The organism is Aquabacterium sp. OR-4, assembly GCF_025290835.2.
Classification (GTDB): Bacteria; Pseudomonadota; Gammaproteobacteria; order Burkholderiales; family Burkholderiaceae_C; genus Pseudaquabacterium.
The window spans coordinates 497,304-520,345 of the sequence record NZ_JAOCQD020000003.1 but is presented as its reverse complement, the minus strand read 5'-3'; the positions used below and the strand labels follow the sequence as shown (position 1 = coordinate 520,345).

At 72.7% G+C, this 23,042-nt stretch carries 19 protein-coding genes; 13 read left to right on the top strand and 6 right to left on the bottom strand.

All coding sequences use genetic code 11. The annotated features are described in order from the left end of the window. Positions 1-22 precede the first annotated feature (22 nt). Positions 23-1,147 carry a PEP-CTERM sorting domain-containing protein gene (locus N4G63_RS24270; protein ID WP_260790188.1) on the bottom strand — a complete coding sequence of 375 codons (1,125 nt, stop codon included), beginning with the start codon at positions 1,145-1,147 and terminating at the stop codon, positions 23-25. Positions 1,148-1,329: 182 nt separating this feature from the next. Between N4G63_RS24270 and N4G63_RS24265 the strand changes: the two genes are divergently transcribed. Both N4G63_RS24265 and N4G63_RS24260 read left to right on the top strand, forming a co-directional pair. Further along, on the top strand, positions 1,330-4,074 hold the full coding sequence (locus N4G63_RS24265) for an ATP-binding protein (protein WP_314600246.1): 2,745 nt from the start codon (positions 1,330-1,332) through the stop codon (positions 4,072-4,074). A 106-nt stretch (positions 4,075-4,180) separates the two neighbouring features. Further along, positions 4,181-6,172: a carbohydrate-binding domain-containing protein gene (locus N4G63_RS24260; protein ID WP_314600245.1), complete on the top strand. Its 1,992-nt coding sequence runs from the start codon at positions 4,181-4,183 to the stop codon at positions 6,170-6,172. A 363-nt stretch (positions 6,173-6,535) separates the two neighbouring features. Here N4G63_RS24260 and N4G63_RS24255 read toward each other — a convergent pair whose 3' ends face one another. The 4 genes from N4G63_RS24255 to N4G63_RS24240 form a co-directional block, all read right to left on the bottom strand. Further along, positions 6,536-7,180 carry a hypothetical protein gene (locus N4G63_RS24255; protein WP_260790186.1) on the bottom strand — a complete coding sequence of 215 codons (645 nt, stop codon included), beginning with the start codon at positions 7,178-7,180 and terminating at the stop codon, positions 6,536-6,538. A gap of 107 nt (positions 7,181-7,287) precedes the next feature. After that, positions 7,288-8,364, bottom strand: coding sequence for an MlaD family protein (locus N4G63_RS24250; RefSeq protein ID WP_443112095.1), 1,077 nt, complete (start codon positions 8,362-8,364; stop codon positions 7,288-7,290). Between the two features lie 60 nt (positions 8,365-8,424). After that, entirely contained in the window at positions 8,425-9,222 is a 798-nt protein-coding gene (locus N4G63_RS24245) for an MlaE family ABC transporter permease (protein ID WP_443112094.1), read from the bottom strand. Positions 9,223-9,390: 168 nt separating this feature from the next. After that, positions 9,391-10,323, bottom strand: a complete 933-nt coding sequence (locus N4G63_RS24240; RefSeq protein WP_260790184.1) for a transglutaminase-like domain-containing protein — start codon at positions 10,321-10,323, stop codon at positions 9,391-9,393. A gap of 714 nt (positions 10,324-11,037) precedes the next feature. Between N4G63_RS24240 and xoxF the strand changes: the two genes are divergently transcribed. From xoxF to N4G63_RS24185, 11 genes are all read left to right on the top strand, one after another. Further along, on the top strand, positions 11,038-12,828 hold the full coding sequence (xoxF, locus tag N4G63_RS24235) for a PQQ-dependent ethylene glycol dehydrogenase XoxF (protein ID WP_443112093.1): 1,791 nt from the start codon (positions 11,038-11,040) through the stop codon (positions 12,826-12,828). A 131-nt stretch (positions 12,829-12,959) separates the two neighbouring features. Continuing rightward, complete coding sequence (locus N4G63_RS24230; protein ID WP_260790183.1) at positions 12,960-13,346, top strand: c-type cytochrome; 387 nt, start codon at positions 12,960-12,962, stop codon at positions 13,344-13,346. After that, positions 13,343-14,200 (top strand): substrate-binding domain-containing protein, encoded by an 858-nt coding sequence (locus N4G63_RS24225; protein ID WP_314600243.1) that lies wholly within the window; start codon positions 13,343-13,345, stop codon positions 14,198-14,200. Before N4G63_RS24230 ends, N4G63_RS24225 begins: the two co-directional genes overlap by 4 nt. Next, positions 14,197-15,117, top strand: coding sequence for a hypothetical protein (locus N4G63_RS24220; protein WP_260790181.1), 921 nt, complete (start codon positions 14,197-14,199; stop codon positions 15,115-15,117). Before N4G63_RS24225 ends, N4G63_RS24220 begins: the two co-directional genes overlap by 4 nt. A 53-nt stretch (positions 15,118-15,170) precedes the next feature. Further along, on the top strand, positions 15,171-15,596 hold the full coding sequence (locus N4G63_RS24215) for a hypothetical protein (RefSeq protein WP_260790180.1): 426 nt from the start codon (positions 15,171-15,173) through the stop codon (positions 15,594-15,596). Beyond that, a complete protein-coding gene (locus tag N4G63_RS24210) occupies positions 15,593-16,552 on the top strand; it encodes a YVTN family beta-propeller repeat protein (protein ID WP_260790179.1) in 960 nt (319 codons plus the stop codon). The genes N4G63_RS24215 and N4G63_RS24210 overlap by 4 nt, the downstream gene beginning before the upstream one ends. Before the next feature lie 136 nt (positions 16,553-16,688). Beyond that, entirely contained in the window at positions 16,689-17,252 is a 564-nt protein-coding gene (locus tag N4G63_RS24205) for an SRPBCC family protein (protein WP_260790178.1), read from the top strand. After that, positions 17,249-18,298, top strand: coding sequence for an MBL fold metallo-hydrolase (locus tag N4G63_RS24200; RefSeq protein ID WP_260790177.1), 1,050 nt, complete (start codon positions 17,249-17,251; stop codon positions 18,296-18,298). The genes N4G63_RS24205 and N4G63_RS24200 overlap by 4 nt, the downstream gene beginning before the upstream one ends. A gap of 35 nt (positions 18,299-18,333) precedes the next feature. Beyond that, positions 18,334-19,263 (top strand): quinoprotein dehydrogenase-associated SoxYZ-like carrier, encoded by a 930-nt coding sequence (locus tag N4G63_RS24195; RefSeq protein ID WP_260790176.1) that lies wholly within the window; start codon positions 18,334-18,336, stop codon positions 19,261-19,263. Beyond that, positions 19,263-19,907: a thioredoxin fold domain-containing protein gene (locus N4G63_RS24190; RefSeq protein WP_260790175.1), complete on the top strand. Its 645-nt coding sequence runs from the start codon at positions 19,263-19,265 to the stop codon at positions 19,905-19,907. Before N4G63_RS24195 ends, N4G63_RS24190 begins: the two co-directional genes overlap by 1 nt. Before the next feature lie 300 nt (positions 19,908-20,207). Continuing rightward, positions 20,208-20,903 carry a M48 family metalloprotease gene (locus tag N4G63_RS24185; RefSeq protein WP_260790174.1) on the top strand — a complete coding sequence of 232 codons (696 nt, stop codon included), beginning with the start codon at positions 20,208-20,210 and terminating at the stop codon, positions 20,901-20,903. Between the two features lie 30 nt (positions 20,904-20,933). Here N4G63_RS24185 and N4G63_RS24180 read toward each other — a convergent pair whose 3' ends face one another. Beyond that, positions 20,934-23,030 carry a bifunctional chorismate-binding protein/class IV aminotransferase gene (locus N4G63_RS24180; protein WP_260790225.1) on the bottom strand — a complete coding sequence of 699 codons (2,097 nt, stop codon included), beginning with the start codon at positions 23,028-23,030 and terminating at the stop codon, positions 20,934-20,936. Positions 23,031-23,042 lie beyond the last annotated feature (12 nt).

The following is a 23,042-nucleotide window of genomic DNA, read 5'->3' as shown; positions in this document are numbered from 1 at the left end:
TGGATGCGCCGACGGTGGACGCTCATCCAGCGTGCAACAAGTGCGCCATCGCGGGCTTGCGCCGGCGCAAGGCGGCCAGCAGCGCCGTGCCGGCGCCCATCAGCCACCAGGTGCCGGGCTCGGGGATGGGGCCCACGCCACCGCTCAGGCTCAGCTCGTAGGTGTCCACAGGCAGCGTGTACTGCAGGCTGATGGCCGGCAGCGTGAGGCTGGCGATGCCCACCTGGCCCACATTCGCCTGCAGCCCGGCAAAGCGGCCGGTGCCTGAGAACTGGGCCTGGCCGTCGTCGTCGAAGCTGATGCTCAGCGTGCCCGGGTCGGCCACGTAGCGCGCATCGAGCGTCAGCGTGAAGCGGGCCTGCTGGCTGGCGGTCAGGCGCAGCGTGCCGGCGGCGGCGTCCCAGGTGTAGCCGGCGCCGGGGTCGCTGAGGGTGGGTTCCCACAGCACGTCCAGCAGCTTGACCTCCACCGGTGGCTTGGGCGGCGCGGGCAGGGGGTTGGGTTCGATGTCGTCAAAGCGCACGATGATGGGGTCGAACATGCGGCGCGAGCGCTCGGTGCTGACGCTGCTGCCGAACGAACTGCTGCTCAGACGCGGCTGCCAGTAGAACCAGCCGGTGTAGCCCCATTGCCGGCGGCCGAAATCGACTGCCACGCTGCTCACGGCGCTGGCCCGCGTGTTGGTGTTGGGCGTTGCCGAGGTGTTGCCCCAGGCATGGGTGCTGCCCCAGATGTAGTTCACGCCGGCCCAGCCGCCCCACCAGCCGGGCAGGCTGAAGGAGGCCGTGCGGTTGACCACTTCGGTATTGGCCACGGCATGGCCGGTGGCGGTGCTCATCGTGGCCTGGTGCGGCGTGCTGCTGTTGGCGGGCAGCCACTCGGTGCCGTTGTCCACATCGGTGAGGCCGTTCACGGTGGCCCAGTTGGTGTAGCGGCTGTAGCCCACGGGGCCTGAACTCCAGCCCCACAGGTTGAGCCAGTTCGAGGTGAAGAAGGCGTAGTCGTGGTGCACGTCGTAATGGTTGGTGGCGGCCTGGGCGGGCGTCACGGCCGTGGCCAGCAGCAGGCCCAGCGTGGACAGGGCGACGGCGGCGCTGGGGCGCCGGATCAAGCGGTGGCTGGTGGCGCGGCGGGCGTTGGGGTTCATGGCGGGGTTCCTCCGGGTGTGGTTTGGGGGGGGTGACGCTTGTCATGGTTTCCGCTGAGGAGCCCCGCCACAATGAAGGCGGTCTGAATCTTTCTAAATCCACGCGGGTGCGTGCAGCGCTGCCGGTACCTGGCGCTTCGCTGCCCGTGCCCTTGCGCCCCGCCTGGATGTCGCCATCCGCCATGCCCGACCCTGCCACCTGCCTGCGCTTCGGTGCGCTGACGCTGCTGCCCGCGCAACGCCTGGCCACACTGGCGGGTGAGCCTCTGGCGCTGGGATCGCGCGCCTTTGATCTGCTGCTGGCGCTGGCCGAGCGCCGTGATCGCGTGGTGGGCAAGGCCGAGCTGATCGAGCTGGTGTGGCCCGGCCGGGTGGTGGAGGAGGCCAACCTCTACGTGCATGTGGCGGCGCTGCGCCGGCTGCTGGGGCCGCAGGCCATCTGCAACCTGCCCGGCCGCGGCTACCGCTTCACGCTGGTGGCCGAGATGGCTGAGGTGACCGAGATGGCCGAGGCTGTCGCTGTGGCGTCCGCTGCGGCGGCTGAGCCGGTTGTACCGGCCGTCACGGCTGTACAGGTCGCACCGGCCGCGCCGCACGCGCCGCTCTACGGCCGCGAGGCCGATCTGGTGCAAGCCCTGCGCCTGGCCGTGCCCGGCGGGCTGCTGAGCATCACCGGGGCGGGCGGCATCGGCAAGTCGAGCCTGGCGCGGCACCTGATGGCCCGCCTTGGCGCCGGCCTGCCCGATGGCGCGGCCTGGGTGGACCTGGCGGCGCTGGCCTCCGGCGCGGGCCTGGCGGCGGCGGTGGCCCAGGCGGCTGGCGTGCAGCTCGATGGCCGTGGCCAGGCTGGTGCCGCGCTGCTGCGCGCCATGGCACCGCTGCAGATGCTGCTGGTGCTGGACAACGCCGAGCACCTGCTGGCCGAGGTGGCCGGCCTGGCCAGCCTGCTGCACCAGGGCGCGCCGGGCCTGGCCCTGGTGGTCACCAGCCAGGCGCCGCTGAAGCTGGCCGGCGAGCAGGTGTTCCAGCTCGGGCCGCTGCCCTGGCCCGCGGGGGCCGATGCCGGTGTGCCGGACGCGTCCGCCCGCACCGCCAGCACCGCCAGCACGGCCGTTGACGCCACCACGGCCGCCACCCTCGACGCCGCGCTGTCCCATGGTGCCGTGCGCCTGCTGGTGGAGCGCGTGCGCGCGGCCGACCGGCACTTCCGCCTGGATGCGCAGAACCTGCCGGCGGTGGTGGAGCTGTGCCGCCGCCTGGATGGCCTGCCGCTGGCCCTGGAGCTGGCGGCCGCGCGCGTGCCCGCGCTGGGCCTGGCGCGGGTGGTGGCGGCGCTGGACGCGCGCTTTCGGCTGCTGTCGAGCGGCCGGCGCGATGCACCGGCGCGGCAGCTGACGCTGGCTGCCGCGCTGGGCTGGAGCCACGCGCTGCTGGGTCCGGCGGCGGCCTGCGTGTTCCGCCGCCTGGGCGTGTTTGCCGGCAGCTTTGCGCTGGAGCAGGCCGTGGCGGTGGTGGCTGACGACTCGCTGGACGAATGGGCCGTGGTGGATGCCCTGGCCGAACTGGTGGACCGCGCGCTGGTGGCCGCCGTGCCCGCCCCGGAGAACCCCGCCGCCCCGGCGGCCCCGGGCGCGGGCGGCGCCGCCGTGCAGGCCGGTGACGCCGCCGGCGCCCTGCGCTACCGGCTGCTGGAAACGCCGCGGGCCTTCGCGCGCGAGCGCCTGGCCGCGGCTGCTGAGGCCGCCGACTGCCAGCGCCGCCACGCCCTGGCCATGCGCCAGCGCTTCGAGCAGGCGGCCGAGGCCTACTTTGCCGGCGGCCAGCGCATCGATGCGCTGCGGTGCACCCTGGTGCCCGATCTGGACGACGGCCGCGCCGCCTGGGCCTGGGCCCAGGCGCACGACCCCGACACCGCCGTGGCCCTGGCCGCCGACATGGCGCGCGAGCTCGACGAAGCCTCGGCGCAGGGCGCGCGCGAGGTCATCGAGGCCACGCAGGCCGCGGCCGCCGCGCCGCACTGCCCGGCGCCGCTGCGCCTGCGCTGGCTGCTGGCCGCCGCGCTGGCCTACGGCCGCACCCGGCCCGATGTGGGCGCCGGCCATGCACGCCAGGCCGCCGCGCTGGCCGATGCCCTGGGCGAGCCGCGGGCGCTGTACCGCGCGCTGGGCTACCTGGTGTGCAGCCCGCCGGGCCCGGCGCTGGGTGCGGCCGAACGCGCCGAGGCCCTGGCCCGGCTGCGTGCCATCGACGATCGCGGCTGGCCGCCCATCCTGCGTGCCGTGCGCGCCAATGCCGAGACCTTTGCGCTGTACGGCGATGGTCAGGTCGAGCAGGCCGCGCACTGGTTGCGTCAGCGCATCGGCCTGCTCGACATGGCCGGCTGCCCCGACACCCGCGCGCTGGTGAACCTGGTGGTGGTGGAGCTGTCGCTGGGCCAGACCGACCAGGCGCTGCGCACCGGCCTGGAGCTGGAGCGCCGGCTGCAGGGCCGCGGCAGCCCGCTCACCCAGTTCCATGCCTGGCGCAACCTGTGCGCCGTGTGGCTGGCCCGCGGTGATGCCGCCCAGGCACGCGCCGTGGCGCAGCGCGGCTGGCCGCTGGCCGAACGTTTCGGCCTGCAGCCCGACTGGCTGGACCACCTGGCCCACCTGTGCCAGCTGGAAGACCGCCCGCGCTGTGCCGCCCGGCTGCTGGGCCTGGCCGATGCGCTGTATGCCGCGCATGGCCGCCAGCGCCCCGACACCGAGGCGCGCGCCGCCGAGCAGGCGCGCCAGTGCCGCCAGCGGCTGTCGCCCCAGGCCTGGCAGCAGGCGCTGGATGACGGCGCGCGCCTGGCCGGTGATGCGCTGGCGGTGGCGCAGGTGGCCGGGCTGGCCTTTGCGCGGGCCGATGTCACGGGCGAGCTGCAGGCCTTGCCGGGCCCCTGAGCAGCGCGGCAACACACGCACACACGCCAGCAACGCAGCCCGCGTGAAATCTTTGCAGTGATGCCGGCCGCATGCCGCGGCCGGCCGGGCATGGCCAGGATGGATCATGGGACTGCGTGCGTGGATGGGGCTGGGGGTGTGTGCGGCGGCGTTGCTGCTGGGCGGCTGTGGCGGGGGCGGCGGGTCGGCTGAGCCGGCGACCAGCAGCGGTGACAGCACCAGCGGCGGCAGCACCGGCGGCACCACCACGGTCAGCGCGCCCACCATCAGCGCCCAGCCGGCATCGGCCAGCGTGGTGGCGGGCACGGCGGTCACGTTCAGCGTGGTGGCCAGCGGCACCGGCCTGAGCTACCAGTGGCTGAAGGACGGCATCACCATCGCCTCGGCCACCGGCGCCAGCCACAGCCTCAGCGCCACCACCACGGCCGATGCCGGCAGCTACACCGTGACGGTGAGCAACAGCGCCGGCAGCGTGACCAGCAGCGCCGCGGTGCTGACCGTCAGCGCCGCCAGCAGCGGCTCGGGCAGCGGCAGTGGGAGCGGCTCTGGAACCAGCACCACCGCCGAGACCTGGAACATCGGCACCGGCGCCAACCCGGCCGATCTGCACGAAGGCCTCGGCTTCCGGCGCATCGCCATCGCGCTGGACACGCTGGCGGTCAGCAGCAGCGACAGCGCGCTGGCCATCACCGGCAGCGGCAGCGGCAGCACCCGCAGCGTGACGCTGGACGGCGCCACCGTGGTCACGATCACCGAAGACAGCCTGGGCCTGACCATCGACGCCAGCCTGCCCGCCGGCACGCTGCCCGAGTTTGCGCTCAGCGGCAGCTATGGCCGCACGGTCACGGTGCTCAGCAGTGGCGCCTACAAGCTGTCGCTGGAGGGCGTGGCGATCGCCAGCGCCAACGGCCCGGCGCTGAACCTGCAGTCGAAGCAGCGCGCCTTCGTGGTGCTGGCCGCCGGCAGCAGCAACACGCTGGGCGACACCAGCAGCTACAGCGCCCGCACGCTGGCCGATGGCACGGCCATGGACCTGAAGGCCGCGTTCTTTGGCGAAGGGCCCATCTTGCTCTCGGGCAGCGGCAGCCTGTCGGTCACATCGGCCGCCAAGCATGCGCTGGCCAGCGATGCCCATGTGCGCCTGCGCTCAGGCCAACTGACGCTGGCCGCCACCAAGAAGGACGGCCTGCGTGCCAACAACGCAGTGGTGATCGACGGCGGTGCGCTGGCCATCACCACGCCGGCCGGCAAGGGCCTGAAGGTGGAGGGCCGGGAAGACAGCGTGCAGCCGCTGGGCTTCATCGCCATCAATGCCGGCACGCTGACCATCACCAGCCACGACAAGGCGATCACCGCCGCGTGGGAGTCGGCCGAAGACGGCAGCACCACCACCCTGGCCGACGACCCCGATCCGCGCGTGACCATCAACGGCGGCACGATCACCATCGTGACCACCGGCACGCCTTTCGAAGACACCAACACCGCCGACGGCGACAGCTCGCTCAGCCCCGAGGGCATCGAGGCCAAGTCGGTGCTCACCATCAACGGCGGCAACATCGACGTGCGCAGCACCGACGACGCGCTGAACGCCGGCACCGCCATCGTCATCAACGGCGGGCGCATCTACGCCGCGGCCAGCGCCAACGACGCCATCGATTCCAACGGCACGCTCAGCATCACCGGCGGCGTGGTGGTGGCCCATGGCGCCAACGGTGCCGAAGGCGGGCTGGACTGCGACAGCAACACCTTCACCATCACCGGCGGCATCTTCATCGGCGCGGGCGGGCGCAACAGCACGCCCACGCGCAGCGTGACCACGCAGAACACGGTGATCCTGCGCAGCCTGCAGGCCCAGAGCTACACGCTGCGCGATGCCAGCGGCCTGGCGGCGTTCTCGTTCATGCTGCCCAAGGCCAGCAGCTCGGTGCTGGTGGGTGCGCCGGCCATCACCACCGGCACCAGCTACAGCCTGGTGGCCGGCGGCACGCTGGCCAGCCAGGGCGAAAACGTCAACGGCCTGATCCTCACGCCCGGCGCGCACAGCGGCGGCACGGTGCAGTTGAGTTTCACGGTCAGCAGTACCGTCTCCCAACCCTGAGGCTGGCGCACTCTTGCGGCGCGCACCCGCGGCACGGCGCAAACCAGGCCTGCGCCGCACGAGCGCCAGCCCAGGCCTGCTGTGGCCGCTTCTGCTGGCGATGGCATCCAGGCCGAGTCGCCCGACAGCCCGATGTCCTAACATCTTCCGGCAGCGCTGGGTGAGCACCGGCTGGTGCCTGGGCCTGGCGCAACTGGGCCAGCGCGTCGGCGGCGCCGCTCATGTTGCGCGCTGGCCAGGTGCTGCGGCATGGGTGCGTTGCATGGCCTTCTCCCTGCCCGGTGCCTATTGTGTTGGCGCCCATTCTGCAATGGGCGCTTGTGCAATTGGCACACCGGCCATGCGCCGCCGCGGAACAGGCCTTCAGCGCCCGTCGGCCCCGCCCAGCACCAGATCCATGCGCCGCTGCAGCCGCGCCGCCTGCTCGCCATCGCCGGCCTGCTGCGCGCGCTGCTGCGCCAGCTGCAGCCAGGCCAGCAGCGGGCGGCGCCAGCCCTGGGCGGAGGCGGTGGCTATGGCCAGCGCGATGGCCTCGGGTGCCAGGCGGTTGTCGCGCAGCGCCATGGCGGCGCCCAGCAGGCGGGCCAGCGGGTCGGCAATGGTGTTCAGGCGCGCGGCGTCCACCGTGGCGGCGGCGGCGATGGCCTGCTGGGCGGCGGGCAGCAGGGCGCGCTGCGCGGCATCGGCGCCGCCGCTGGCGCGGCCTGCCAGGTAGGCGGCGTAGGCCAGCTCGGGCGCTTCGGCATCGGCGCGCAGCGGCTCGAAGGCCGGGCAGGCGCCGAAGTTCAGTGCGGCAGCCTCGGCCGCGCAGCGCAGCAGCTCGGCGCGCGCCAGCAGGGCCGGGCGGCCGGTGCGGGCGATTTCGCTGCGCACCACGCGCATCTCGGCCTCGGCTACGCGGGTGTGGCCCGAGAGCTGGGCCTCCACCGCGCGCTGCAGCGCACCGTGCACGTTCATCTGCCAGTCGGGCGGCGGCGTGCCGGCGCAGCCCGACACCAGCGCCAGCACGGCAGCAAACCACCCCAGCAGCCGCCGTGGAAGCGGCTTCGCCGGGCCACTGGCGGCGCCCCCCTGGGGGGGAGGCGAGCGCAGCCCGCTTCGGGTGGAGGCGCTGTTCATGGCAGCTTCAGCTCGGTGTCGCGCGCCAGCGGCCAGCGCCGGTTCAGCTCGTTCACCAGGCCTTGCAGCTTGCGCAGGCTGGCCTCCAGCTCGGCGCGCAGCGGCCCCAGGTCGGCGGTGGCGCTGCGGGTGTTGGCGGCCACGCCCTGGGCTTCGGCCAGCAGCTTGTCCACGCCCTGCAGCGTGCCGCGGGCATCGCCGAGCAGGCCGCGCAATTGCACCACCGTGGCCTGGGCTTCGCTGGCCAGGCCTTGCGGGCCGAACACCTGGGCATCGGCATGGCCCACCAGGCTGTCGGCCTTGGCGGCCAGGCCGTCGATGCGCTGGGCCAGGCCATCGATGCGCGCCAGCAGCGCATTGCTGCGGTTCAGCGCGCTGATCACCTTGTCGGCATCGGCCGGGTTGCCCATCAGCACGCCCAGCGCGCCGCGCGGCTCGTTGAGCCGGCCGGTCAGCGTGGCGGCATTGGCCAGCATGCCGGCCAGCGCCGCGTCTTTGTCGGTCAGGGCGCTGAGGTTGGCCACCAGCTCGCGCACCGCGGCCACCAGCTTGGGCACCTCGGCGCTGGCGTCGCCGGCCAGCACGCGGCGCTCGGCGCCATCGGGCAGCTGCGGGTCGGTGAGGATGCCGCTGAAGGCGCGCAACGCGGTGCCGCCCACCAGGCCGCGCGACAGCGTGAACACGCTGCTCTGGCGCAGCCAGTGGGCCTCGCTGCGCGGCACGTCGACAAGGATGCGCACATTGCCGTCGCGCGCCAGCTCGATGCGCCGCACGCGGCCGATCGGAAAGCCCGAGAAGGTGAGGTCCATGCCCACCGTGACGCCCTCGGAATCATCGGCCAGCAGCACCAGGCGCTGGGTGGGCTCGAAGGCGCCGCGCGCATACAGCAGGTACAGGGCCGAGGCCGCCAGCAAGGCCACCAGCAGCAGCAGCAGGCCGCCGGCAAGGCGCTCGAGGCCGGCGTTGTGCTCGGGCGGCATGGCCGGGGGCAGCGTGGGCGGCGCGGGTGGTGCAGATGGCGCGGGTGGCGCCGGCGGCACGGGCGCGGCGGGGGTGGAGGACGGCTCGGTCATCGGTGGCGGGGGCGGGGGCAGGCGTGTCGGGCGTGGGGCGTATCGGGCGAGTCAGGCGAGTCAGGCGTAGTTGCCCATCAGCGACAGCACCTCGATCAGCAGGATGGCGGCAAACAGCCGCACCAGGCCCTGCAGCTCCAGCGGCAGCGGGTTGGCGCTGCCCGTGCGGTCGTGCAGGCCCGAGCCCAGCGGAATGATGGCCACCGCGGCGCCGAAGCCCAGGGTCTTGAGCAGAAAGATCAGCGAGACGGCCGGCGTGAACACCTGGCCCACCTGGCGGGTAAAGCGCGCCAGCCCCCAGGGCGTGAAGCCATGCGCCAGCAGATAGGCCAGCACCAGCGTGACCACGCTGCTGAGCGCGGCCAGCAGCAGCATGCAGAACAGCGCCGCGGCGGCGCGCGGCACCACCTCGTCGCGCAGCAGGTCGCCGCCACGCTGGCGCAGCGCCTGCAGCGCGCCGGTCTGGCGCAGCGCGGCCAGTTGCGCCGCCGCCGGCACGGTGACCCGCACCGCCACGAACAGCGCCGCCACCAGCGGAATGAGTTCGAGCACCAGCACCCGCACCACCATGCCCAGCGCGTACTGGCTGAGGCCGTAGCTGGCGGCGGTGACCAGCACGATGCGCGCGATCACCAGGCTCAGCAGCGTGGACACCACGCCAAACCAGCCCAGCAGCGGCAGCGCCGACGCCACCACCTGCCGCGCCAGCAGCGGCCGGCGCGCACGGCCGTAGGTGGACGGGCTGAGCAGCAGCGCCCCCACCAGCGCGCCCAGGTGCACGATCTGCCACCAGCTGGCCAGCCAGCGCTGCGCGGCACGCAGCGGCGCGGGGCGGGGCAGGGCGGTGGGGGCCGGCATGGCGGCCATCATAGGTGGCGGCCAGCGGCCCACGGGCCGCCACCGGCGGCCACGGCCGGCCCGCGTTCAGGGCAGCGGCGGCGGCTCGACCGGCGGCTTCAGCGCCAGTGGCACGAGCGGCAGCTACGGCGCCAGCGGCTGCTACGGCGCCAGCGGCGCCAGCGCCAGCTACGGCGCCAGCGGCGCGAGCGGCTGGTAAGGCGCCAGTGGCGCCAGGGGCTGCGCCTGCAGCGGCGGCGGCCCGGCATCGGTGCTGAGCGCCTGCGTGCTGTGCGCCGGCATCACGCAGCCCGGCAGGTCGTGCAGGATGGTGGTGCGGATCAGCGGCGGTGCCGACTGCACGTTGCCGAAGATGGTGGCCACGGCCACGTCGGCGGCGTCGCGCCCGGTGCCCAGGCGCACAAAACCCATCGGGATGGCGGTGCCCGAGGGGTCGAAGATGACCCAGCGTCCGCCGATGTACACCTCCACATAGGCATGGAAGTCGGGCGGGCCCAGCACCGGATCGGCGCCGTAATCGGTGCCGGTGGCAAATCGCGCCGGGATGTTGACCGCCCGGCACAGCGCGATCATCAGGTGCGCGAAGTCGCGGCACACGCCCTGCTGCTCGATCACCGTGTCCACCGCCGAGGTGCTGGAGTTGGTGGTGTTGGAGGTAAAGCGCACCTGCCGGCGCACCCAGTCCTGGATGGCCATCACCCGGCTGTGGCCGGTGAAGAGCGCGCCGAACTGGTGCGTGGCCAGGCGGATCAGGCGGTCGCTCTGGCAGTAGCGGCTGGGGTAGATGTAGCCGATCACCTCGGGCGGCAGTCGGCCCACCGGCACCTCGGGCAACTGCGCCGGCTCGAGAAACTGGTGCGTCAACTGCACCGTGGCCAGGTAGCGCAGCGCCAGCGTGCCCGGCAGCGCGCGCAGCCGCAGGTAGCGGTTGCGGGTGGCGGGGTCGGTGTCCAGCCGGGTGGCGATCGGCTGGCTCAGCGTGAGCTGTTCCGAGCACACCACCTGGGCCGGCGTGTGCGCCGCGTGGATGTTGAAGATGAAATCGGCGCCGTACTCGTCGATCTCGTAGCGCAGGTCGATCTGCAACTCGATGCGGATCATCGCGCTGCCGCAGGCACCCCAGGGCGCCGGGCTGTCCAGTCAGTGTTCATGCAGCCAGTATGCGCCACGGCGCGACCGCGCGCCCGCGACGCAGCCAGAGCTTGCCTCGGCACGCTGGTGCGGCCGGTATGGACGCCGCGGCTGGCTGGCTGGCTGGCGGCTGCATCAGCAGGCAACCGCCAGCCGGCGGTCTCGGCAGCGACTGCGACGGCGCGGCCGCGCGGGCTGGACTGAGTGGCTGAGCGCCGCTCACCCATGCCCGCCTTGCGTCAGCGTTGCATGGCCAGGCCCCTTGCCAGCGGGCAACTGCAACACTGTGTCCCGGCCCCGGTGCCACGCTTTTGGCGCAGCTTGTGCGCGGCCCTGGCCGGCGCCGCCGGCCGGCCCGCCAGGCCGCGCCCGGCAAACCGTAGTAACCCTATCGGGACGATCCCTGAACCCTTGCCGCCTTCGGCGCGCAGCGCTTGCGCCCGCCTGGCCTGCCTGCCATCGTGGGCGGCACCCGCTACCCGGCCGTGGCCCCGCGAGCCGCCGCTGGCCACCAGCCGCCCGGCCGGCCCCCCCCCGGAATCGGGCCCGCTTTTTGCGGAAAGGGGGTGCCGAGTACGTCAATCCGAGGCCATTGATCACCACCGGGTGGTGATGGCGCGGCAAGGCTCCGGTCATCTCAACAAGGAGACAGCAATGCGAAGGACGGGACTATCCAATCGGTCGGTGTGGTCGTGTGTGGGCCTGGCGCTGCTGGCGCTGCCAGGCCTGGCACTGGCCAACGCCGATGTCGAGAAACACATCGCCAACCCCAAGAACTGGGCGATGCAGGCTGGCGACATGTACAACCAGCGCTACAGCCAGCTCAAGCAGATCAACGCCAGCAACGTGGGCAAGCTGCAGGTGGCATGGACCTTCTCCACCGGCGTGCTGCGCGGCCATGAGGGCTCGCCACTGGTGGTGGACGGCAAGATGTACCTGCACTCGCCGTTCCCGAACAAGGTGTTCGCGATCGACCTCGACACGCAGAAGATCCTGTGGAAGTACGAGCCCAAGCAAGACCCGGCCGTGATTCCGCAGATGTGCTGCGACACGGTCAACCGCGGCCTGGCCTATGCCGAAGGCAAGGTCATCCTGCAGCAGGCCGACAGCAACCTGATCGCGCTCGATGCCAAGAGCGGCAAGCTGCTGTGGAGCGTGAAGAACGGCGAGCCCAAGCTCGGCGCGGTGAACACCAATGCGCCGCACGTGTTCAAGGACAAGGTCATCACCGGCATCTCCGGCGGCGAATGGGGTGTGCGCGGCTTTATCGCGGCCTACAACCTCAGCGACGGCAAGCTGGCCTGGAAGGGCTACAGCGTGGGCCCCGACAGCGAGATGCTGATCGACCCCGACCGCACCACCACCTGGACCGATGGTGCGGTCAAGCCGGTGGGCAAGGACTCCTCGCTCAAGACCTGGCAGGGCGACCAGTGGAAGATCGGCGGCGGCACCACCTGGGGCTGGTACAGCTACGACAAGGCGCTCAACGCCATGTTCTACGGCACCGGCAACCCCAGCACCTGGAACCCGGCGCAGCGCCCGGGCGACAACAAGTGGTCGATGTCGATCTGGTCGCGTGATGTCGACAGCGGCCGCGTCAACTGGGTCTATCAGATGACGCCGTTCGACGAGTGGGACTTCGACGGCATCAACGAGATGATCCTGGCCGACATCCCGGTCAAGGGCAAGATGACCAAGGCCCTGGTGCACTTCGACCGCAACGGCTTCGGCTACACCATGGACCGCACCAACGGCGCCCTGCTGGTGGCCGAGAAGTTCGATCCAGCGGTGAACTGGGCCACCCATGTGGACATGAAGTCGGGCCGGCCGCAGGTGGTGCCACGCTACTCCACGGCCAAGAACGGACCCGACGTCAACACCAAGGGCATCTGCCCGGCCGCACTGGGCAGCAAGGACCAGCAGCCGGCCTCGTTCGACCCCGAAACCAAGCTCTTCTACGTGCCGACCAACCATGTCTGCATGGACTACGAGCCGTTCAAGGTCGAGTACACCGCGGGCCAGCCGTATGTGGGCGCCACGCTGTCGATGTTCCCGGCGCCGGCCAGCCACGGCGGCATGGGCAACTACATCACCTGGGACGCCGGCACCGGCAAGATCGTGCAGAGCAAGGCCGAGAAGTTCTCGGTGTGGAGCGGATCGCTCAACACCGCAGGCGGTCTCAGCTGCTACGGCACGCTCGAGGGCTACCTGAAGTGCGTGGACAAGAAGGACATCAACAAGGAGCTGTTCAAGTTCAAGACGCCCTCCGGGATCATCGGCAACGTGTTCACCTACGAGCACAAGGGCAAGCAGTTCCTGGGCGTGTTCTCGGGCATCGGTGGCTGGGCCGGCATCGGCATGGCCGCTGGCCTCGAGAAGGACACCGACGGCCTGGGTGCCGTGGGTGGCTACCGTGAACTGAGCCAGTACACCGAACTCGGTGGCTCGCTGACCGTCTTCGCCTTGCCCAACTGAGGCGCCTGCGGGCGCCGGGCGGCGGGTGGCCCACACCCGCCGCCCGGCCCCACCAAGCCAGGCGGGCGGCGCGCAGCGCGCGGCCCGCCTGGGCCCTGACCTACCAGCAACCCAAGCTCGCACACATCACCATGCTCAGGAAGTTTTTGCTGCTCAACCTTGCCCTGGTGGGCGCCTGCAATGCCGCGGCCGGCGATGCGCTGTACACCGTGGTCGACGGCTACAAGGTCGATCCCCAGACCATGAAGGGCTTTCGCACCTGGCGCCAGGCGGCCTGCGACCGCTGCCATGGTGCCAATCAGGAAGGCATGGTCGGCCCCTCGCTGGTGGTCAGCCTCAAGACCCTGAGCAAGGACGATTTCGTCAAGGTGGTGCGCGACGGCCGCCTCGACAAGGGCATGCAGAGCTTCGGCTCCAGCGAGGCGGTGATGAACAACATCGACCAGCTGTATGCCTACCTCAAGGGCCGTTCCGACGGCGCCATCACCCGCTCCAAGGTCGAGCCGATCTCGCCATGAGGCCCTTTGCCGCGGCATGCCTGGGCCTGACCCTGGCGCTGGCCCAGCCCCCCGTGGCCGCGCAGGAGGCAGCGGCCGAGCCGCGCACCGCGCTGCGCGTGTGCCAGGACCCGAACAACCTGCCGTTCTCCAACCGCAGCGGCGAAGGCATCGAGAACCGCATTGCCGAGGTGCTGGGCAAGGCCATGGGCCTGCCGGTGACCTACTACTCGTTTCCGCAGCGCATGGCTTTCATCCGCAACACGCTGCGCTACAAGCTGCCGGGGCAGGACTACCCTTGCGACATCGTCATCGGCGTGCCGGTCGGCTTTGACCAGGTGGCGGTGACCAAGCCCTACTACCGCTCGACCTATGCGCTGGTGTACGCGTCCGGCAAGGGCCTGGACGGCGTGCGCAGCGGCGAGCAGTTTCTGGCGCTCGACAAGCGTGTGCTGTCGCAGCTGCGCATTGGCGTGTACGACCGCTCACCGGCCGCCGAATGGCTCAACCGCCACGGCCTGGTCGACAGCGGCGTGCCCTACCGCACGCTCGACGCCAACCCCGACCAGTACCCGGGCCAGATCATCGAGAGCGATCTGGCCGCGGGCAAGATCGACGTGGCCATCGTCTGGGGCCCGATCGCCGGCTACTTTGCCAAGCGTGTGAGCCAGCCCCGGCTGACCGTGGTGCCGCTCAAGTCCGAGCGCGGCGTGCAGTTCGACTACCAGATGGCAATGGGCGTGCGCCATGGCGAGCGCGCCTGGAAGGCCCAGGTCGAGGCCCTGATCGACGCGCAGCGCGGCGCCATCGAGGCCATCCTGGCCGAGTACAACGTGCCGCTGGTCGACGAAACCTTCTCGGCGACACGGCCGTGATCGCGCGCTGGCTCGGGGTGCGGCAGGGCGCCGGTCTGCTGGCCGGTCTGGCCCTGATGGCCAGTTCGGCAGGTCTGGGCGGGCTGGCCGGCCTGGGTGGCTTGGCCTTCAGCCCGCCGGCCCGGGCGGCCACGGCGGCCAGCAAAGAACCCGCCAAAGAACCCACCCAAGCGCCCGCCAAGGCCGGCGCCGAAGACTTCTCGCCAGCCGAGCGGGCGCTGTTCATGCAGAACCACCTGGGCACGCTGAAGCCGCCGCTGGTGCTGCGCTACCAGTTCGCGCGCCGCGGCAGCCTGGCCGAGAACTTCGACGATCAGCTCTCGCTGGCGCTCACGGCCCGCGCCGACGGCCGCTGCTGCGCGGCCAAGGGCGACTTTCTCAGCGGCAAGCACAAGGTGGCCACGCCCGAGATCGAGCAGGCCGAGTCGAACCCCGCGCTGCTGTTTTTTCTCGAGCGCGAGATCGCCGAGATGCAGCGCCTGACCAGCGGCAAGGCCAACTACTTTCGCAAGCGCATCCGCATGGCGGTCTACCAGGGCGCCCAGATCAGCACGCTGCAGGTGCCGTGGCGCGGCAAGACGGTGGCCGCGCAGCAGATCGTGATCAGGCCTTACCACGACGACCCGCTGCGTGCCCGCTTCGAACAGCTGGCCGGCAAGCAGTACAGCTTTGTGCTGTCCGACGCCGTGCCGGGCGGCCTGTACGCCATTCGCAGCCTGGTGGCCGCCGCCCCGGGTGCGGCCACGCCGGTGCTGGCCGAGGAGCTGTGGCTCGACGGCGCCACGCCCACGCTGGGCGGCGCCGACACCCGAGCCGCCGGGGCCAGCGGGACCACCGGCGCCAGCGGGGCCAGCGGGGCCGCCGGCGCTGCGGCAGCGGCCGCAGCACGCCCCACGCCGGCCACGCGCACGCCCTGAGGCCCACCCAGCCAGCGCGCACCGCCCTACCCACGCCCGACCGTGAACACCCCATGACCCAGCGCAGCACGCCCCGGCACCGCCTTCCACACGGCCAGCAAGGCCGCCAGCGCGGGCACGGCCTGGCCCGGATCGCGCTGGCCTGCCTGGCGGGCCTGTCAACCCTGTCGGGCCATGCCCCGGCCCTGGCCAACGACTACCCCACCGCCGAGCGCGTGCGCTATGTGCTCGACTGCATGCGCGCCAACCCCGGGCCGCAGTTCGAGATGCTGAGCAAGTGCTCCTGCGCGCTCGACGCGGTGGCCGCCGAGGTGCCGCACGAGGCCTATGTGAGCATGAGCACGGCGGCCAACGCGATCAGCATCGGTGGCGAGCGCGGCAGCGAGCTGCGCGACAACGAGTCGATCAAGCCGCAGATCAAGCGCCTGCGCGAGCTGCAGGCCAAGGCGGCGCAACGCTGCTTCATCCAGCCGCGATGACGCTGCGCGCCCGCCTGGCCAGCAGCCTGGCGCTGGCCGCGGCCTGCGGCGCGGCAGGGGCGGCACCCTTTGCCTACATCACCAACCAGGGCAGCCACGATGTCTCGGTGATCGACCTCGAGCGCCAGGCCGTGGTGGCCACGGTGCCGGTGGGGCGCTCGCCGGCCGGCGTGGTGGCGGCCAGCGGGCTCGGCCTGGTGTTCGTGTCCAACCCCGACAGCCGCAGCATCTCGGTCATCGACATGCGGCGCCAGGCGGTGGTGGCCACGCTGCCCGCCGGCGACGGCCCGGTGGGCCTGGACATCACGCCCGACGGCCAGTGGCTGCTGGTGGCCGACTGGTACCGCAACCGGCTGCTGCTGCTGCCCAGCCGCGGCCAGGCGGCGCCGCGCGAAGTCGCCGTGGGCCGCGCCCCGGCCGGCGTGGCCGCCCACCCCGACGGCCGCAGCGCCTGGGTGGCCGAGCGCGACGACAACCAGGTGGCCGAGATCGATCTCGGCAGCGGCCGTGTGCTGCGCCGCGTGGCGGTGGGCGAACACCCCTTTGCGCTGCTGCACGACGCCGCGCGCCAGCGCCTGTATGCGCTGAACGTGCTGAGCAACGACCTCAGCGTGATCGACACCCGCAGCCTCACCGTGACGGCCACCATCGGCGTGGGCCGGGCGCCCTACGGTGCGGCACTGGCCGATGGTGGCCGGCTGCTGTACGTGAGCAACCAGCACGACGACAGCGTCAGCGTCATCGATGCGCAGACGCTGCGGCCGCTGCGCACGCTGCGCGGCTTTGGCTACCCCGAGGGCGTGGCCGCCCATGCCGACAAGGTCTACGTAGTGAACTGGATGGACGACGATGTGAGCGTGCTCGACGCCGCCTCGGGCCAGCAACTGCGGCGCGTGGCCACCGGCCGCAACAGCCGCGCCTTTGGTGCGTTCATCGGCGCGCCCACGCCGCCTTGAGCTGCGCAGCCCCCCGCAGCCCCCGCAGCCCCCGCAGCCAAGCGTCGCCCCAGCCACCCGCACCCGCACCCGCACCGTCAACCGCACCGTCAACCGCCCCCTCAACCGATTCCCCCGCCCTGAAACGGAGACCTCTGTGCCCTGCCAGCCCCAGCCCCGCGCCCACCGGCGCCGCCTTGTCACCACCGCCGCGCTGCTGGCGGCCGCCACCGCGCTGTCGCTGCCGGCGCAGGCCCATGGCCCGACCCGGCAGAAGGTGGTCGAGACCATCAGCATTGCCGCGCCGGCGGCCAAGGTGTGGGCACGCATCGCGGCCTTTGACGGCCTGAAGAACTGGCATCCGGCCGTGGCCGAGAGCCCGGCCGACCAGGGCAATGCCGAAGGTTCGGTGCGCCACCTGCGGCTGAAGGGCGGCGGCGAGCTGTTCGAGAAGCTCGAGGGCTACAGCGCCGAGCAGATGAAGTACAGCTACCGCGCCCGCGACGGCGGTGCGCTGCCGGTCACCAACTACACCGCCACGCTGCAGGTGCGGCCCGATGGCGAGGGCCGCAGCACCGTGGAATGGCGCGGCGCCTTCTACCGCGGCCACCCCAACAACGACCCGCCGCCCGACCGCAATGACGAAGCCGCGGTGCGCGCGGTGACCGCCGTCTACCAGGCGGGCCTGGCCCAGCTCAAGAAGCTGACCGAGGCGCCGTGACCCCCGCCGCCGCCGGCCCCGACCCCGCCCGCCGCCGTCTGGCGCTGGGCGGGCTGGCCGGCCTGGGCCTGGCGGGCGGCCTGTGCCTGGCCACTGGCGGCTGCGCGCTGCGGTCGGCCTTGCCACCCCCAGCGGCCCCGCCGGTGGCGGCCGGTGCGGCGCCGATGCTGGCCCCAGGCCCGCCGGTGCAGTTGCAGGCGGTGGCGCCAGGCGTCTACATGGCGCGCGGCCAGCCCGGCGTGGCCGATGCGGCCAACCTGGGCCGCATCGGCAATGCGGGCGTCATCGTCGGCCCCAGGGGCGTGGTGTGCATCGACACCGGCAGCTCGCGCCAGCACGGCGAGGCCCTGCTGGCGGCGGTGGCCGAGCTCACCGACCAGCCGGTGCGCCTGGCCCTGCTCACCCAGGTGCGGCCCGAGTTCGTGTTTGGCGCGGCGGCGTTCCAGGCGCGGGGCATCGCGCTGCTGATGCACCAGCGTGGCGCCAACCTGATGGCCGCGCGCTGCGAGACCTGCCTGCGCCAGCTGCGCCAGCAGGTCGGCGAGGCGCCGCTGCAGGGCACGGTGCTGGCCCGGCCCGACCAGGTGTTTTCGGATGGCCAGCTGCTGCAGCTGATCGGCCGGCCGCTGCAGCTGCTGTACCCCGGGCCGGCCGGCACGCCGGGCGACATCGCCGTGTTCGACACCCACACCGGCAGCCTGTTTGCCGGAGGCCTGGTGTCGGTGGGCCGCATCCCCGACATCCAGGACAGCGACTGGGCCGGCTGGCACGCCGCGCTGGCCGCGCTGGCGCGCCTGCCGGTGCGCCAGCTGGTGCCCGGCCATGGCCCGGCGGCCGGGCCGCAGGCCATTGCACAGACCGATCGCTACCTCACGCAGCTGGCCCGGCGCGCCCGCGCGCTGGTGGCCGAGGGCTCGGCGCTGATGAACATCGGCGAGGCGCTCGAGCTGCCCGAGTTCGCCGCCTGGGACCAGTACGAGACCACCCACCGCCGCAACGCCTCGATCGCCTACCTGCGCGTCGAGCGCGAGGCCCTGCTGCAGTAGCGCCGGCGCCGCCACGCGCCGAAGGAGAACCGAGCATGCCCCGCCCCGTCGACCTAGCCGACCCAGCCGACCCAGCCGGCTCTGCCCACGCCCACGCCCCGGCCCACGCCCCGGCCCGGCCCGCCGCGGCACCGCTGTCGCGCCGCCGCTGTCTGCAGCACCTGGGGCAGGCCAGTGGCGCGGCGCTGGCCTGGCCGCTGGCCATGCCGGCGCTGGCGGCGCCCGGCGGCCTGCCCAATGCCGCGCACGGCGACAGCTCGCCCGAATGGGAGACGCTGCGCCAGCGCCTGTTCGGCCAGCGCCCGCTGCTGGCCGGGCAGGGCACGGTGCAGCTCACGGCGCCGCTGCGCGCGGCTTACGGCGCCTCGGTGCCGGTGCGGGTGGCCACCCATCTGGCGCAGCGCGACGAGCGCCACGTGCGCCGCCTGCACCTGCTGGTGGACAAGAACCCCTCGCCGCTGGCCGCCACCATCGAGCTGGGCGTGGCCGCGGGCCAGGCCGATGTGGAAACCCGGCTGCGGGTGGACGAGTACAGCCATGTGCGCGTGGTGGCCGAGCTCAGCAACGGCGAGCTGCACACCGACTCGCGCTACGTCAAGACCTCGGGCGGCTGCTCGGCGCCACCCAACCGCGAAACCCTGCACCTGCGCGGCAAGACCGTGCTGCGCCTGGCCGGCGAGCTGCGCCTGGGCCAGCCGGTGCCGGTGGACCTGACCGTGATCCATCCCAACGACACCGGCTTCGAGCTGAACCAGGTGACGGTGATGTACATCCCGCCCGACTTTGTGCGCCACATCCGGGTGAGCTATGGCGGCCGACCGGTGTTCGAGGCCGAGACCGATTTTTCGATCAGCGAGAACCCGACCTGGCGCTTCTTCTTCGTGCCGCAGGGCCCGGGCGAGCTGCTGGCCGAGGTGCTCGACTCGAAAGAGCGGCGCTTCAGCGGCAGCCTGGCGGTGGGCTGATGCCGGCCGCGCTGCAGCGCTGGCGGTGCCGGCCGGGCCGGCAGCTGCCCTGGCCTGGCCTGGCGCGGGCCGGCCCGTGGCTGCTGGCGCTGCTGGCGCCGCTGGCGGGGCCGCTATGGCTGCATGCGCTGCTGGCGCTGCTGGCGCTTCTGGCCTGGGCGCCGCAGGCCGCGTGGGCCGGGGGCATGCCGGCGGCCTATGGCGCCACGGCGCTGGTGCCCACCGGCCTGCCATCGCGCCATGTTTTCGACCTCGATCCCGCGCTGCGCCGCGCGCAGCAGCAGCGCAAGCGCCTGTACCTCTACCTGCATGCCAGTGACTGCCCCTACTGCCGGCGCTACGAGGCCTTTCTGGCCCGCCATGCCGACGAGCTGGCGCCGCAGTTCGCGCGCCAGTACCTGGTGTATGAGCTGCCGGCCAGCCTGGCGGTGCAGGCCGACCGGCTGCTGGTGCGCCTGGGCGGGCGCACGCTGGCCTATGCCGACTGGATGCGCGAGATCGGCGATGAGCGCGCCCGCCTGCTGGTGTATCCCAGCGTCTGGCTGCTCGACGCGCGCGGCCGCCCGCTGATGCAGATGCCGGCCGGCACCGGCACCTTCGAGACCGTGTCGGAACAGCTCGAGATCCTGAACCTGGTGCAGTAGCCGGGGCCGCCGCGCCCGGCTGCGAGGTCCCGGCAACAACGAGTTGACGGCCCGAAAACGGGCCCTGCAGCGCCGCGGTGAAGATCTGAGAGGGTGTCCCCGAAATGAGAGGCAACCTCTGAGCATCAGCCCGCCAAGCCACCAATCAAGCCGCGAAACAGCACCCCAGCCACCGAGATGGGGGCCGATTGCCACCCAACTCTCGCCCAGGGTTAACCCGAGGTCATGCTAGTCTGAGGCCACTGTTTTTGTCGCGGCGGCCCGTCTCTGGCGTCGATCCGGTCCGGAAGAGGGTGCCCCATGCGTCGCTGGTTTCTGCTGTTGAGCTGGATGTTCTGCAGTCAGGCCTGGTGCGAAGGCATCGGCGAGGTGCTGGAGCGCTCGCAGCAGCTGCGCCTGGCCGGTTTTGCGGTGGCCGATCCGGCCTTGCCCAGCGTGCAGCGCCTGCACGAGAGCTTTGCCCAGCTGACCGCGCGCCTGGAGTTGCCGCGCCCGGTGAGCCTGCGCGTGGTGGACGGGCCGGTGCTGGCCGAAACCCTGCACGGCCACGTGATCGTGGTGAGCGAGCGCCTGGGCCGCCTGAGCGAGGGCGAGCGCCTGTTCGTGCTGGCCCATGAGCTGGGCCATGTGAGCCTGAACCACTGGCGCCAGATGACCCGGCTCTACCAGGCCTGGTTGCCCGGTGATCTGGTGCAGGCCGAATCGGATGCCGTGGCGCCGATGCTCGGCCGCGATGCCTCGGCCCTGGCCCACCACCAGGAATTTGCCGCCGACGCCTTTGCGCTGCGCATCATCCAGCCGCTGGGCCATTCGGTGCAGGAGGCGCGCGCGGTGTTCATGCAGATGGGCGTCTACAACGACACCGCCACCCACCCCGGCACGCGCAAGCGCCTGGGCTGGCTGCGCGCGGCCGAACGCGGCGAGCTGCCGCCCGAGCCCCCCGAGCCGATGGCCCATCTGCAGCCCGGCCAGGGCCGCACGGCCGTCAGCCGCTGACGCGGCTGCCTGCCGGACTCAGGCTCAGACTCAGGCGCTGAGCGCGTCGGCCGGCGCCGCGGTGGCTGGCTGAACCAGCCGCGCCGGCAAGGCGCCGCGCAGCGCGTTGCACACCACGATGGCCTCGGCACGCTGCAGATCGGCGCGGGTGAGGCTGCGCTCGGCGGCCTGCCAGGCGGGGCTGTCGAGCAGCAGCGCGCGCATCACGCCGGGCAGGGCGCCATCGCTCAGCGGCGGCGTCCACCAGCGGCCGTCCAGGCGCACGAACACCGAGCTGCGGCCACCTTCCACCAGGTGGCCGCGGCGGTCGAAGAACAGGGTGTCGAAGGCGCCGTGGCGCTCGGCCTCGCGCACGCCGGCGTCGTAGCGCGCGCGCAGCGTGGTCTTGTGGCCGGCCAGCGGCCGGGCCAGCGGCAGCGCCTGGCTGGCGATGCGCAGGCTGACCGGCACCGCGCCAGCGGGCCGGGCCGGGTCGGCGCCGGCCGGCAGCGCCAGCCCGTCAGCAGCCGGCGGCGCCAGCATAGCCACGGCCGGTGCGGCCGGGCCGGCATCCAGCAGCGGGGCCGGGCCCGCAGCCACCAGCGGGGCCAGCACGGCATCGCTCAGCAGCAGCCGGCCGCCATGCCGCAAGGCCAGGCGCAGGCGGTGCGGCATGCCGCGCGCCAGCGTGGCCGCCCGCGCCAGCAGCAGGGCCTGCGCCTGCCCGCGGTCGAGGCCGAAGCCCAGCGCCGCGGCGCTGGCCTGCAGCCGGTCGAGGTGGCGGGCCAGGTGCGGCAGCTGGCCGCCGGCCGTGCACAGCAGGGTCTCGAACAGGGCAAATCCGGGGTCGAGCGCGGTGAGAAAGCGCGCCTTCAGCCGGCACTCGTCGAACTCGTCGGCGGCACGGCTGTCCTGCACGATGCCGGCGCCCACGCCCAGGCGCAGCGGGCGCAGGCCGCGTGCCGTGGGCGCCCCCAGCGTGAGCGTGCGGATGGCCACGTTGAGGCTGAAGTCGCCGCAGGCCGCCCCTGGCGCCGGCGCATCGAGCCAGCCGATGCTGCCGCAGTACAGGCCGCGCGGCGTGGTCTCGAGCTGGCGGATCAGGCCCATGGTGTGGCGCTTGGGCGCGCCGGTGATCGAGCCGCAGGGAAAGGTGGCGCGCAGCAGCTCGGCCAGGCCCACGCCGGGCCGCAGCCGCGCCTGCACGGTGGAGGTCATCTGGAACACCGTGGCATAGGGCTCCACCGCAAACAGCGCCGGCACCTGCACCGAGCCGGTGATCGCCACGCGGCCCAGATCGTTGCGCAGCAGGTCCACGATCATCAGGTTCTCGGCGCGGTTCTTCACGTCGCCGGCGAGCTGGCGGGCGATCTCGCTGTCGGCCTCGGGGCCGGCACCGCGCGCCGCCGTGCCCTTCATCGGCCGCGCCGTCACCAGACCCTGGCGGTGCTGCAGGAACAGCTCGGGCGAGCACGACAGCACCATCTCCACCGCCGGCGGCGGCTCGCTGCCCGCGGCCCCCGCCTGCCAGGGCGGGGCGCTGCGTGCCGGCAGGGCCAGCAGCGCGCCATGGCGCACCGGCTGGTGCGCGCGCAAGGCCTGGTAGAGCGCCAGCGGCGAGCCGTAGGCCTGGCCCTCGAGCCGGTAGGTGTAGTTGACCTGGTAGGTCTGGCCCTCGGCAATGGCCGTCTGGATGGCGGCAATGGCCTGGCCGAAGCCCGCGCGGTCGATGCTGGGCTGCAGCCTGATCACGCCGCAGGCGCGGTGGCCGTCGGCATCGCGCTCGGCATCGGGCTCGGCCTGGGCCTCGCTGGCGATGCGCTCGCGCAGCCAGGCCTGGGCCTGGGCCGCGTCCAGGTGCTGGCGCTGGCGGAACATCAGCACCCGCAGCGCGGCGGCTTCGTCGCCCGGCCGGCGCGCCGCCGCGGCCTGCTGCAGCTTGGCACCCCATTCGTAGTCGGCCAGCAGCACGGCGTGCAGGCCGCGGGCCTGGTCGGCCGCCACCGCGGCGCACAAGGCATCCAGGCCCGGCGCATCGGTGCAGCGGTGCTCGCCGGCCAGGCCGGTGTACAGGCGTGCGCCGGGGCGGGCGTCGGCGGGCGCGTTGGTGTCGGCGCCCGGGTCGTCGATCAGGGCAAAGCAGGCCATCGGGGCCGGCAG